The sequence below is a fragment of the Mangrovactinospora gilvigrisea genome (assembly GCF_001879105.1).
Classification (GTDB): Bacteria; Actinomycetota; Actinomycetes; order Streptomycetales; family Streptomycetaceae; genus Mangrovactinospora; species Mangrovactinospora gilvigrisea.
Genome location: NZ_MLCF01000087.1, coordinates 1 through 12,823, shown reverse-complemented (window position 1 = coordinate 12,823; position 12,823 = coordinate 1). Strand labels below are relative to the sequence as shown.

At 74.6% G+C, this 12,823-nt stretch carries 11 protein-coding genes and 1 pseudogene; 5 read left to right on the top strand and 7 right to left on the bottom strand.

What is annotated here, in order from left to right; all coding sequences use genetic code 11:
* Positions 1-517: pseudogene (locus BIV57_RS16115) on the bottom strand (hypothetical protein); the annotation flags it as partial.
* 206 nt (positions 518-723) lie between these two features.
* Between BIV57_RS16115 and BIV57_RS16110 the strand changes: the two are divergent.
* On the top strand, positions 724-1,452 hold the full coding sequence (locus BIV57_RS16110; RefSeq protein ID WP_071657516.1) for a GOLPH3/VPS74 family protein: 729 nt from the start codon (positions 724-726) through the stop codon (positions 1,450-1,452).
* A gap of 555 nt (positions 1,453-2,007) precedes the next feature.
* Positions 2,008-2,883: a helix-turn-helix domain-containing protein gene (locus BIV57_RS16105; protein WP_071657515.1), complete on the top strand. Its 876-nt coding sequence runs from the start codon at positions 2,008-2,010 to the stop codon at positions 2,881-2,883.
* Positions 2,884-2,950: 67 nt separating this feature from the next.
* Here the strand turns inward: BIV57_RS16105 and BIV57_RS16100 are convergent, their stop codons facing one another.
* Positions 2,951-5,593, bottom strand: a complete 2,643-nt coding sequence (locus BIV57_RS16100; protein WP_071657514.1) for a serine/threonine-protein kinase — start codon at positions 5,591-5,593, stop codon at positions 2,951-2,953.
* Positions 5,594-6,076: 483 nt separating this feature from the next.
* On the opposite strand from BIV57_RS16100, the gene BIV57_RS16095 reads away from it, so the two are divergent.
* Entirely contained in the window at positions 6,077-6,718 is a 642-nt protein-coding gene (locus BIV57_RS16095) for a TetR family transcriptional regulator (RefSeq protein WP_071657513.1), read from the top strand.
* Positions 6,719-6,808: 90 nt separating this feature from the next.
* Here BIV57_RS16095 and BIV57_RS16090 read toward each other — a convergent pair whose 3' ends face one another.
* Positions 6,809-7,282, bottom strand: coding sequence for an ATP-binding protein (locus BIV57_RS16090; RefSeq protein ID WP_071657512.1), 474 nt, complete (start codon positions 7,280-7,282; stop codon positions 6,809-6,811).
* Between the two features lie 123 nt (positions 7,283-7,405).
* Positions 7,406-7,846, bottom strand: a complete 441-nt coding sequence (locus BIV57_RS16085) for an STAS domain-containing protein (RefSeq protein WP_071657511.1) — start codon at positions 7,844-7,846, stop codon at positions 7,406-7,408.
* Positions 7,847-8,262: 416 nt separating this feature from the next.
* Here BIV57_RS16085 and BIV57_RS16080 point away from each other — a divergent pair, with 416 nt between their 5' ends.
* Positions 8,263-8,883 carry a sigma-70 family RNA polymerase sigma factor gene (locus BIV57_RS16080; RefSeq protein ID WP_071657518.1) on the top strand — a complete coding sequence of 207 codons (621 nt, stop codon included), beginning with the start codon at positions 8,263-8,265 and terminating at the stop codon, positions 8,881-8,883.
* Positions 8,880-10,118 carry a zf-HC2 domain-containing protein gene (locus BIV57_RS16075; protein ID WP_071657510.1) on the top strand — a complete coding sequence of 413 codons (1,239 nt, stop codon included), beginning with the start codon at positions 8,880-8,882 and terminating at the stop codon, positions 10,116-10,118. The genes BIV57_RS16080 and BIV57_RS16075 overlap by 4 nt, the downstream gene beginning before the upstream one ends.
* Positions 10,119-10,209: 91 nt before the next feature.
* Here BIV57_RS16075 and purU read toward each other — a convergent pair whose 3' ends face one another.
* The 3 genes from purU to BIV57_RS25245 form a co-directional block, all read right to left on the bottom strand.
* The gene (gene purU, locus BIV57_RS16070) at positions 10,210-11,082 is read right to left on the bottom strand and encodes a formyltetrahydrofolate deformylase (protein ID WP_071657509.1); all 873 of its coding nucleotides are present in this window, start codon (positions 11,080-11,082) and stop codon (positions 10,210-10,212) included.
* Positions 11,083-11,119: 37 nt separating this feature from the next.
* Entirely contained in the window at positions 11,120-11,632 is a 513-nt protein-coding gene (locus BIV57_RS16065; RefSeq protein ID WP_071657517.1) for an SCO4402 family protein, read from the bottom strand.
* 49 nt (positions 11,633-11,681) lie between these two features.
* Positions 11,682-12,823 (bottom strand): hypothetical protein (locus BIV57_RS25245; RefSeq protein WP_071657508.1); only part of this gene is annotated, 1,142 nt, incomplete at its 5' end.

The following is a 12,823-nucleotide window of genomic DNA, read 5'->3' as shown; positions in this document are numbered from 1 at the left end:
CCTCGATCCGCCAGGACGTCGCCGTCTCCGACGGCTCGGCCTCCGGCGCCTCCTCGGGCTGCACCGGCTCCGCGGGCGCCTCCCGAGGATCCCTGGGCCTGGCGGCCTTGGCGGCCTTCGGGTCCTCGGCACCCTCGGCGCTCTCGGCGCCCTCGGGGTCCGTCGAACCCGCCGAATCCTCGGCGTCCTTCGGGGACGGGATCTCCGGGACCTCGATCCGCCAGGACGTCGCCGTCTCCGACGGCTCCGCCCCGGACGCCCGCTCCGGCTCCTCCTCCGACGCGCCCTCGGACTTCGCGCCCTCGGACTTCGCGCCCTTGTCGGCGCGGTCCGCCGACCCCGACAACTCCGCCGGCACCTCGATGCGCCAGGAGGTCGCCGCCTCCTCCGCGCGTCCGTGCTCGTTCTCCGCGGAGGACCTCTCGGAGGACTTCGCGGACCCCGCGTCGTCCGTCTTCTCCCGGCCGCCCAACCCCTGGGGGGACTTCCCCTCCACCGACTCCTCCTCGCCACTCACGGCCGTATCCCGATGGGCCGGTCCGCCCGCGTTCGCCACTGCACCCTCTTCAGCATCTTGAGGCACACAAGTACCCGGAAATCGGCGCGCCCCGCCGAGAGACGCAAACGACATACCAGACGGTTCCCGGCAAGCCGCCCGGGGCCCCCTCGACAAAAGAATGTGAGTGGGGTCACTCTATGGTGCATCCACGCGGGGAGGCTTGGATGGGCAGGAGCCGCAGAACCATACCTGAGGAGCTGTTGCTGCTCGCTCTGGACCCGACGACCGGGACCACAGCGCAGCCGCAGACCCTCGACCTCGGATTGGCCGGGGCACAGCTCGTCGAGCTGGCACTGGCCGGAAGGATCACCCCTGACGGGGATCGGATCGCCGTGGTCGTGCCACGGCCGACCGGCGATCCGACCCTCGACCACGCGCTCGAGCTGCTGCGCCGTCGCGGCAGCCCGGTACGGGCGGTGCACTGGATCGGCGGGCCGAGACTCGGCCTCCGCCAGACCTACCTGGCGCACCTGGAGCGTTGCGGCATGGTGCAAGCCGTGCCGGGCCAGGTGTACGGGGTGCTGCCGACGACCCGCTACCAGGCGTGCGGGGACGGCACCGGGACCGGATCGGCCGTGCGCGGCCGGCTGGACGCGGCCGTCCGCACGGGCGTGCCGCCGGATCCACGCACCGCCGCGCTGGCGTCGCTGGCGCACGCCGTCGGGCTCGGGAAGCACCTCTACCCGGGCAACGAGGGCAGGTCGGCGCGCACCCGGTTGCGGGACATGATCCGCTACGACCCACTCGGTGGCATGGTCGCCCATGCCGTGACGCACGTGCAGAACGGCACGGTCGGCCCACCGCCGCCGCGCCGGGCGCCCGCGCCCCGGGCCACCGCCCGGGCGGGCTCGGGACGCAGCATGCGCTCCGCCCGCACCGCGGGCGTGTTCTGACCCGACCGACCCGACTGATCCGATCGACCCTGCACCGCCCAGTGAAGTCGGCTCCGGTGCACCGCCGGTTGCGTCGTTTTGACGGGACGGTGAACAACTCAGGGAGGAGCGGCCCGCAGCAGGGCAGGACGGAGCGGCCCGTCGCGCCGCCCGGAGGTGTCGACCACAGACACACCGCCGGGCGTACCGCGGCGGGCCGCTCCGGCGCTCGCAGCGGGCCGTTCGCACGGCATGGGACACATATCGCACAGCAGTGCCCACGCTAGCCCAGCGCCGATAAGGGTCAGTGAAGCGGCCCTCGCCGGCGCGGGCCGTCCGGCGGCGTTGGCGGGGAGGCCGTGTGCCGCGTTTCTGACCCGGCGTCAGTATCGCATCCCCGGCAGGGGGATGGCACCGCGGGTGCGGGTTCACCGGGGCATTCGGACACGATCGGGCGATGGGTTGCGAAAACCGACCACGCAGCGCTGCGGATCAGTGGCATGCTGCTGAACAGGGGTGTGCGCAGCCGCTCATGGCGTCCACCCTTCCCCGATCGTGCCAGCCGGAGGTGGATACGTGGCCGCCAGTGTGAACCCGACCGTGCGGCGCCGCCGCCTGGGCTCAGAGCTGCGCCGGCTCAGGGAGCGCAAGGGGCTCACCGCCGAGGAGGTCGCCTCCCGGCTGCTGGTCTCCCAGAGCAAGATCTCCCGCCTGGAGAACGGCCGGCGCAGCATCAGCCCGCGCGATGTGCGCGACCTGTGCCAGGTGTACGGGGTGGAGGACGAGCGCGTCATAGAGTCGCTGATGACGATGGCCAAGGAGTCGCGGCAGCGCGGCTGGTGGCACGCCTTCGGCGACGTCCCGTACAGCGTCTACATCGGCCTCGAGGCCGAGGCGACGGTGGTGCGCAACTACGAGTCCCTCTTCATCCCCGGCCTGCTGCAGACCCGCGACTACGCGGAGGCGGTGGTCACCGGGATGCAGCCGGAGGTGCCGGCCGAGGTGGTCGACCAGCGGGTCAACGTCCGGCTGGCGCGCCAGGCGCGGATCACCACCGACGAGCGGCCGATGCGGTTCTGGGCGGTGGTGGACGAGGCCGCGCTGCACCGCCAGGTGGGCGGCAACAAGGTGATGGGCGAGCAGATGCGCCGCCTGCTGGAGATGTCCGAACTCCCGCACGTCACCATCCAGGTGGTGCCCTTCGACATCGGCGCCCACCCGGGGATGACGGGCGCCTTCTCCATCATGTCCTTCCCCGAGTCGGCCGACGCGGACGTGGTCTACCTGGAGGGCGTCACCAGCGACCTCTACGTCGAGCGCCCGATGGACGTGCACCGCTACACGGTGATGTACGAGCACCTGACGGCCGTCTCGCTCGGCCCGACCGAGAGCCGCGAGCGCATCACCGAACTCGCCGACGCGTACGAGGCCGAGCGGCCTCCGGGCGTCTGACGCGCGCCGGGGCCGCACTTCGGCCTCGGCCCGCCCGCGCCGTCGTGCGCGCCCTCCGCTCGGCGGCCTACCGCTTGGTGTCGGTGCCCTTGGCGGCGTCGAGGGCGTAGACGCAGTTGTCCGCGCTGCAGACGCAGACCGCGCCGCCCTCGACCGTCGGCGAGCCGGTGATCTCGCCGCCCGTCTCCAGGCGCCAGCGCAGCCGGCCCGTCGCGGCCTCCAGCGTGTAGAGCCGGTGGTCGCGGGAGCCGATGTGCAGCAGGCCCTCGGCCGACGCGGGCGCGCCGACGATCGGGGCGCGGGCGTCGAAGCGCCAGCGGAACTGGCCGTCCCGGGCGCCGAAGGCGTGCACCGCGGCGCCGGCGACGATCACCACCACTCCCGCGGCCGCCGTCGGCGCCTCCGCGGAGGGGCGCCCGTCGATGCGGTTCTGCCAGCGCGGCTGCCCGTCGGCGGCGCCGAGCAGGTGGACGCCGCCGGCCAGGTCGGTGACGAGCACCGCCGGGGCGCCGCCGTCCTCCGCCACGGTCGGCGGGGCGCCGATCTCGGCGGGCGCGTCGAAGCGCCACAGCACGCCGCCGGAGTGCGGTTCGAGGGCGTAGACGGCCGAGCCGGCCGCCGCGTACAGCACGCCGTCCGGGCCCGCGGCGGGCCGCAGCGGCAGCCGGCCGCCGACCGGGACGCTCCACAGCGCCGCGCCGGTGCGCAGGTCGACGGCGTTGAGCAGCAGCCCGCTGCCCGACTCTCCGTAGTAGAGGACGCGCTCGCCGAGGATCTCCAGGCCGGTGGTGGGCGACTCGTGGGAGACCTGGGCGTCCAGCACCTGCCACAGCGGGCTGCCGTCGGCCGCGTTCCAGGCCTGGACGCCGCCGCCGCGGGTGCCCGCGACCACGGCGCCGCCGCCGACCCGCACCGAGTAGACCCAGCCGCCCGCGGTCAGCTGCCAGACGGGCGTGCCCGTGCGGGCGTCGAAGGTGTAGACGGACGGGCCGTCCGCGGAGTGCACCCGGCCGTCGGCGACGCGCATCGTCCACACCGGGCTGGTGGACTTGAACCGCCGCTGCCCGGAGCCGAGTTCGAGGGCGTGCACCTCGAAGCTGCTGACGTAGACGACGCCGCCCCAGATCTGCGGCGAACCCCAGACGCCGTTGGACATCCGGAACCGCCAGGGCCGCCAGTCGTCCGGCCGCCGGTACTCGGGCGGCGGCTCCGGGGCCCGCAGCGGCCGCGGCGGCATCGCCGGGGCGACCGGCGGCTCCGGGACGATCGGGTGCGGCGGGGTCGGGGTGACGGGGTGGCCGACGGGCGCCTCCTGCGGGGGCGTCGCGGGCGCGGGCGGCGCGGCGACCGCGCCGGGCTCCTCGCGGCGGGCCCACAGGATGGAGGCGCCCTCCGGCTCGGGCACGGCGGCCGCCTCGGCGGCCTTGGGGCCGGGGCCGACGGCGATGCCGGAGCCGGCGAGCCGGATCGGCTCGGACGGCGCGGGCTGCACCGGCACCGACGGGGCCGGCGACGGCTCCACGGGCGCCGGCGGGAACGACGGGGCCCGCGACGGGGCGGACGGCGACGGCACCGGGGAGGAGAGCGGCGGCGCGGGCTCCGGCCGGGGCGTGGGCTGCAGCCCGGGCGGCGCGGAGGGCGGCCGGGGCGGCAGCTCCCGGGCGGCCCGCTCCACCGCGATGTGGATGTTGGAGGGGTCGCCGCCCTGCTGCCCGGAGTCGTGCCGGGCCGGGCCCGGCGGGGCGACGGGCTCGGGCGGCGCCGGCGGGGCCGGGGTGGGCACCATCGGCGGCGGCGGGCCGGGCTCGGGCCGGGAGATGTGCCGGCCGCTGCGCTCCTCGATGAAGTCCAGCGCGGGCCCGGGCAGCCACATCGCCGCCCCGCCGCCCGCCTCGCCGGCGGAGAACAGCTGGGGGGCCAGCTCGGCCTGGATCTCCTCGGGGGTGGGCCGGCGGTTGAGCTCGTGCCGCAGGCAGGCCTTGATCAGCGGCCGCAGGTCGTCGGGGAGGCCGGAGAGGTCCGGCTCCCGGTTGAGCAGCTGGCTGACGATGTCGACCGGGCCGCTGCCGCGGTAGGGGGCGTGCCCGGTGGCCGCGTAGACCAGGGTGGAGCCGAGCGAGAAGACGTCGCTGGGCCCGGTGACGCCCCGGCTGTTGCGGGCCTGCTCGGGCGACATGTAGGCGGGGGTGCCGACCGCGACGTTGGTCATGGTGACGCGGGTGTACTGGCCGCCCGCGGCGATCCCGAAGTCGATCACCCGGGGGCCGTCCTCGACGACCAGCACATTGGACGGCTTCAGGTCGCGGTGGATCAGGTCGGCCCGGTGGATGGACTGCAGCGCCTCGGCGATCCCGGCGGCCAGCCAGCGCACCGCGCCCACCGGCAGCGGCCCGGTGTGCACCACCAGGTCCTCCAGCGAGGGGGCCGGCACATAGGCGGTGGCCAGCCAGGGGACGGGCGCCTGGGCGTCCGCGTCCACCACGGCGGCGGTGTAGAAGCCGCCGACGGTGCGTGCCGCCCGGATCTCGCGCTCGAAGCGGGTGCGGAAGAGCTTGTCCTCCGCCAGCTCGGCGCGGACCGTCTTGATGGCCACCCGCCGCCCGGCCGTGGACCGGCCGAGGTACACCAGGCCCATGCCGCCCTTGCCGAGCCGCCCGAGCACCTCGAACGGCCCGATGCGCCGAGGGTCGTGCTGGTCCAGCGGCTCCACCTGAGCACCTCCCCGCCGCGTCTGCGTTCGCCGTCCTGCCGCATCTCCGGACGACGATTCTCCACCATCGCCCGATTCTCCCCCACGGCCCACCCCGTGAGGGTAGCTTCCGCACGTCGCCGGGCGGTGCGGAAGAGCGGTCAACACGGTGGGAACGCAACACGGAAGACGCACGGCATGGCCGTGAACAAGCGGATGAGCTGGGACACCGGGTGTCCCGATGGATCTCACGGGGCGTCAGAAAAGCCCGGCATCTCGGCTGAAACACCGTCTGCGGGTCCTAATGGGCCATCGGCTCCGCCCCAGGCCAGTGGCACGGCATGCCGTAGGGGCCTTTGGCCCCGTCATTTTCCAGCGGGACGGCGCTTGCTGACGGCGGTCCGATGGGGTTGAGCGGGTTGTCGACGCCCCTTCATATTCGGGGAGCCATCCGATTGCCCGATCCGGGAATGCGAACAGATCCCGCGCAGCTAAGCTGACGGCATGACAGGACAAGTTCGCACCGTCGATGGTCGAGTCGCCGGTCGACGCGGGCAGGCGACCCAGCAGAAGCTGCTGGACTCCCTGCGCGAGATGCTCAGAACGTCGCCGTACCGGGACGTCAAGGTCATCGATGTCGCCCGGCTGACCGGAACCTCACCCGCAACCTTCTACCAGTACTTCCCCGATATCGAAGGGGCCGTGCTGGAAATCGCCGAAGAGGCGGCCCGGGACGGGGCCGCGCTCTCGGAGCTGGCCTCCGGCAAGGCGTGGTCCGGAAAGACGGGTTACGCCACGGCCGAGGAACTGGTCTCCGGATTCCTCTCTTTCTGGCGAAAGCATGAGCCGATCCTGCGCGTGGTGGATCTCGCCGCAGCGGAGGGTGACAAGCGCTTCAACAAGCTTCGTTTGAAGATCCTCGGGCCCGTGTCGACCGCGCTGGCGGCCACCATCAAGGAAAACAAGGCCAAGGGCGGGCCGGATGCCAATCCGGCCAGCCTGTCGGCAGCACTGGTGTCGATGCTGGTGTCGGTGGCGTCCAACCCCAAGGGGGCGGAGAGCCTCGGCGCCAAGCAGCGCGATCTGAAGACGACGCTGTCCACGCTGCTCTACCTCGGCGTCACCGGCAAGAAGCCACCGAAGTAGACGGCCCTACCCCTTCCCCACCGCAGGAGCACCCAGCACCGATCGATGGATTGGCGGTCGGACAAGCCCGGTCATCCGGAGCGGCGCCCGTTAGCCGGCGAGAGCCGGCGCGGGCGCCGTGGTGCTTCCGCCGGCCGCCGCGGCGCGGCGGTCCAGCTCGCACCAGACGCGCTTGCCCGCGCCGTCGGGCTGCCAGCCCCAGCGGTCGGCGAGGACGTCGACGAGGTCCAGGCCGCGGCCGCAGGTCGCCTCGGTGGAGGCGGGCTCGGGCTGGGGCTCGGGCTGCACGGCGCTGCCGTCGCGCACCTCGATGCGCACGGGCGCGCCGGGCACTTCCTGGGGGGCGTGCGGGGCGACGGGGAAGCTGAGCCGCAGCACGGCGGGGCAGCGGGCGTGCACCACGGCATTGGTGACCAGCTCGGAGACGAGCAGGATCAGCGTCTCGGCAAGGGGGTCGTCCAGCGCTATGCCGCATCCGGCCAGGCGCAGGCGTGTCCAACTGCGGGCCCGACCGACCTCAGCGGGGTCGGGCTGCACCTGCAGCTGAACCTGGAGCATCTGCACCGCTCACACCACCCGCATCTGCGGACTGACGACCAACCCGACGAAGAGTACCCAATCGCGGGGGCCGTTTGGCACATCCCGACCACGGAAGGTGGACAACATTCCCGCAACGGCCACGTTCCGTCACCGCACCGTGACGGAATCGGAGCTGTCCGATCCGCTTCGGGTGCGCTCCGTGTCCACGGGCGGGGGCTCCTCGGAGCCCTCGGCGGCGACCTCGGCCGCGTCCTCGACGCGGGCGTGGATGGCGAAGAGCCGGCGCACCCCGAGCGCGGAGAAGATCCGGTCCACGGCGGTGCCGTCGGAGCTGTCGCCGGGCGGGACCACCAGGCGCAGCTCCCCGGCGCAGGAGCGCATCAGCCGGCGGGCGGCGATCAGCACCCCGACCCCGGTGGAGTCGCAGAAGCGCACTCCGGTCAGGTCCAGCACCAGCCGGCGGCCCCCGGTCGCCACCACGGCGTGGACGGCGGCGCGCACCCGGCCCGCGGAGGCGAGGTCGAGGGCGCCGCGCAGCCGCAGCACCGACCAGTTGCCGACCTCCTGCTCACCCACCGCCAGGGGCACCTGACCTCACCTCTCCCTCCGCATCGCTCCGGGTCACTGTCGCGAGCACTTCAGGTGCACCTCCCCACTCGGGGCGGGTCCGTACCGTCCTAAGTCCATTGCGATCATTTCGTGACAACTGCCGATCAAGATTTGACCGTTCAGGCTTTTTGTCGGACTTGTTGCCGTTTGGCGGCGCCCGTCGGGGCGGCCGGGAACACCCATGGTGAAGGGTCCGTCACCCCCCGTTCAACAGCGCCGACCCGCTCTCCGGAGGCCCCCGCGGCTTGCCGGAAAGCCGCGTACCGTGCGTGGCCCCCGGGCTACAGTCGCTACACGAACCGCCGGGCGCGGGCCCTTGGAGCAGCACCGGAACCGCCCGCTCCGGCGCCGTCGGTGCGACCGTGAGGTCCGATCGGGAGCCTGGGGTGATGCCCGTGGACAGCGCAGCGAGCCACGCGGGAGCCACGCCCGCGCCGCCGCCGCACGGCCCTGCGCCCATCCGCTGGGACCTGCAGATCCAGGAGCGGCTGGCGCGCGGCGAGGAGGCCGCGCTCACCGAGCTGTACGACCAGTTCGCCCCGCTGGTGCTGGGCCTCGCCCACCGCATCCTGCACGACCAGGCCGCGGCCGAGGAGGTCGCCGGCGAGGTCTTCGCCGCCGCCTGGGCCGAGCCGGACGCCTTCGACCCCGAGCGCGGCTCGCTGCGCTCCTGGATATCCACCCTCGCCCACCGCCGCGCGGTGGAGCGCAAGCGCCGCGTCGACCCCCGCCCCGGCGCGGACGGCTCCGGCATCGGCGTCGCCGACGAGCCGCCCCCGGAGCCGGCCGGCGCCGAGGAGGAGGTGCTCGCCGCCGCGGCCCGGGCCCGCGTCCGGCAGATCGTCGAGGCGCTGCCGCCCAGCCTCCGGCAGGCGGTGGAGCTCACCTACTTCGAGGGCCTGACCTACCCTCAGACGGCCCGGCGCATCGGCGTCACCCCGGCCGTCGCCAAGCAGCGCATCCGCCTCGGGCTGCAGATCCTGGCCACCGGATTGGAATCGGTGTACGAATCATGAGCGATGCGAGGCCGGAGAGCGGCAGCGGCAGCGGCGCGGCGCCCGGCGCCGGCGGCCACGAGGCGCTGCGCAGCCTGCTCGGCGCCTGGGCGCTGACCGCCTGCCCGCCCGAGGAGGTGGTCGCCCTGGAGGCGCACCTCACCGAATGCGGCGACTGCCGCACCGAGGCCGTCCGGCTGCGCGACGCCGCCGGCTGGCTCTTCGGCGACGAGCCGCTGCTGGTCACCGCCGAGCTGCGGGCCCAGGTGCTGGCCGGCTGCCTGGGCCGCCGGCCGGCCCGCGTCCGACTGCCCGGCTGGGCCGCGCCGCTGGACGCCGAGGCCGCCCGCCTCGACGCGATGCTGCGCGACCTCAACGAGTCGGAGTGGCTCACCCCGGTGGACGCCCCCTGGCTGGGCCGCGGCGACGCCGCCGACGGCAGCGGGCGCTGGACGGTCGTCGGGATCCTCTGCCGGCTGACGGCCGGCGACACCGCTGTCAGTGCGGCGCTCGGCGCCTCCGACCCGGTGCCGGGCGGCCGGGGCACCGCCTCCGGCGTCGGCTCCTCCGCGCGGGACGGCATCGCCGCGCGCACCGAGCGGCTGGTGGACGCCTGGCGGCGGCACGGCCCGGAGCGCGTCCGCCAACTCTGGCGCGAGCAGGGCCGGATGCTGGTGCAGGGCGCCGCGCTGGCCGGCCCGGACGCCTGGTCGCTCCCGGTGGTCGCGTCCGGCGAAGGGGTGGAGGTGCGGCGCGCGGTGCTGCGCGACGCGCTGGTGGAGCGGGCCTTCGCCTGCTGGATCCACGCCGAGGACGTCGCCGAGGCGGTCGGGCAGGTCTTCGAGCCGCCGCGGCCCGGCCATCTGCACGCCTACCTGGAGAACACCGTCAGCCGGCTGCCGGGAGCGCTGGACGCGCTGCGGCGGGCCGGGCGCGCGGCGTCGGGGACCGGGGGTCCCCAGGTGCGCGGGACGGAGGCCGCGGCGGGGGCGCGGGTGCTGCGGCTGGAGCTGGAGGGGGCCGGCGGCGGGGAGTGGCTGGTGCCGCTGGACGAGCCGGGCGGCGAGGTGATCCCCGCGGAGCAGGAGCTCGGGGCGGGGGCGGCGGAGGTCGCGCACCTGGTGACGGACGGGCGGGACTTCTGCCGGCTGGCGGCGGGGCGGGTGTCGGTGAACGATGTCGCGACGGGCGCGGTGGGCGACTCCGCGGCGGTGCACGATCTGCTGCACGCGGCGCCCCTGGTTGCCGCGGGCTGAGTCGGCGCCGGGTTCGCCGCGGGCTGAGTCGGCGCGGGGTTCGCCGCGGGCTGAGTCGGCGCGGGCCCGGTCTCGGCGAGCGCGGTGGGCGTCAGGCGAAGACGACGGTGCGGGTGCCGTTGAGGAGGACGCGGTGTTCGGCGTGCCACTTGACGGCTCGGGCGAGGGCCTGGCACTCGGCGTCGCGGCCGCGGGCCACGAGCTGGTCGGCGTCGACCGCGTGGTCGACCCGGACCACCTCCTGCTCGATGATCGGGCCCTCGTCGAGGTCCGCCGTCACGTAGTGCGCCGTCGCCCCGATCAGCTTCACCCCGCGCGCATGCGCCTGGTGGTAGGGCTTCGCCCCCTTGAAGCTCGGCAGGAACGAGTGGTGGATGTTGATGATCCGCCCGGACAGCTCCCGGCAGAGCGCGTCCGAGATCACCTGCATGTAGCGGGCGAGCACCACCAGCTCCACGCCCTCCGCGCGGACCAGCTTCAGCAGCTCGGCCTCCGCGTCCGCCTTGGTGTCCTTGGTCACCGGGATGTGGTGGAACGGCACCCCGTAGGACTCGGCCAGCTCGCGGAAGTCGGCGTGGTTGGAGACCACCGCGACCACGTCGATCGGCAGCGCGCCGATCCGGGTGCGGAAGAGCAGGTCGTTGAGGCAGTGCCCGAACTTGCTCACCATCAGGACGACGCGGGTGCGGCGGTCCGCCCGGTCGATCGTCCAGTCCATCCGGAAGGACTCCGCGACCGCGGCGAAGCTCGCCCGCAGCTGCTCGTCGCTCGCGCCGGCCTCCGCCGAGAAGTGCACCCGCATGAAGAACAGCTCGCTGTCGCGGTCGCCGAACTGCTGGCTGTCGACGATGTTGCAGCCCGTCATGAAGAGGTAGCTGGACACCGCATGGACGATGCCCTGCTTGTCGGGGCAGGACAGGGTCAGGACGAACTGCTGCTCGGCACGGGTCTCGCTCGCGGCCACCGGGTGTTCCTCTCGCTTGCGCAGGCCTACCAGAATCTCACAGCGCGGCGGGCGAGCCGTTCAGCATGATCGAGAGGATCTCCAGGGTGCGGGGCGCCTCGTCGGGGTCGTCCCCGTCCGCGGCGGCCATCCGGACGTGCGCCTCGCGGGCCGCCGTCACCACCTCGGGCCAGCGCGGGTGGCCGAGGTAGGCCTGCGCCGGGGCGTCCGCGCCGACCTCGTGCAGCACCCGCAGCACGGCGAGGACGGCGGCGTCCAGCAGCCGGGCCTCCTCGGCGTCGCGCAGCACCGAGCCGACGTACTTCTCCGCCGACCAGTGGTCCAGCCAGGTGTCCTCGACGAGCCGGTAGACCGCGTCGGTGACGTCCCCGAACCCGGGGCGGCCGACCGCCCAGACCTCCTGCTGGAAGCCGTGGTCGCCGAACATGTGCAGGGCCGAGCGGACCCGGGCGCGCCAACGCCACCACGGCATGTCGTTGTTGGGCATGCCTGCCATGGTGCGCCAGCCGCGCCCGCCGCGTGAGGAGTTTCCGGAAGCTTGCACGGCGATCATCCTAAGAGCGCCGCACGGGTGCCGGTGGACGGCACCCGACACCGCCTCAGAGCTGGACGGCCTGGTAGGTGGGCTGGCCGGTCTGCTGGGCGATCGGCGTCCACAGGTCGACGGCCTGCTGCTTGGCCTTGGAGGCGGTGCCGCTCGCCGCGACGCCCGCGCTGTAGTGGCTGCGCCCGGCGGTGTGCTTGCGGCATTTCTTGCCGCCGCCGGCCTCGTCGCCCCACTCCGCGAACTGGCTGTCGGCCTGCTTGGAAGCGCCCCAGGCGGTGCGCAGCGCCGCCACCAGCTGGGCGCCGTTGGGGAGCTTGTCGACCTTGAGGGTGGCGAGTCGCTTGAGCAGCGCCTCGCGCTGGCCGGCCGCGCCGCGCAGCTTGCCGGCGGCGTCGCGGGGGTTGTCGCAGCGGCCGATCCGGGCCACCGCGTCGACCACCGTGCTGCGGCTCGCGCCGGCCTGGGAGAGCAGCCCGTTGAGGGCGACGGCCTGGGCCTTCTCCGGGCTCTCGGCGGCCGGCTTGCTGGCGCCGGTGACGGGCTTGCCGGGGTGCGCCGAGGCGGAGGCGGCGGTGGTCGGGCCGCTGCCGCTGGGGCTGCCGCTGCTGCTGAGGGCGCCGATCACCAGCGCGCCGGCGGCGAGGATGACGACCACGCCGCCGCCCAGCAGGATCCCGGCGCGCTTGTTGCTGCGCCGTCGGGCGCCGTCGTCGTAGGCGGCGGGGTAGGCGCCGTCGTTGTCGAAGCCGCCGCCGTCGTCGTCCCGGTCCCGGTACATGCCCTGGAGCATCGAGGTCGGGGCCTGGGGCTCGGGGCGGGGGCCCGGCTGCTGGGGCATCGCGGCGGCGGGGCGCGGCGGCACATAGGGCGGCTGCGCGGGCGGCGGGATCGGGGCGCCGACGGGCGGCATCTGCCGGGTGGCGTCGACACCGCCGAACTCGGCCTCGGGCTGCGGGGGTTGCTGCGGCCGGGGCGGCGGCGCCTGGTGCTGCGCGGCCGGGCGGACGGGGCTGAGGCGGGCCGTCTCGTCGGAGTGCGCGGCCGGGGCGGCGTGCGAGCCGCTCTGCGGCAGGGGGATCCGGGCGGTGGCCTCGGGATCGCCGGCGCGCGGGTCGGGCACGGCGACGGGGAGCACGTCCGGCTGCGCGCTGGGCGGGGCGGCGTGCGGGGCGGGGGCGGTGTGCGGGGCGGGGG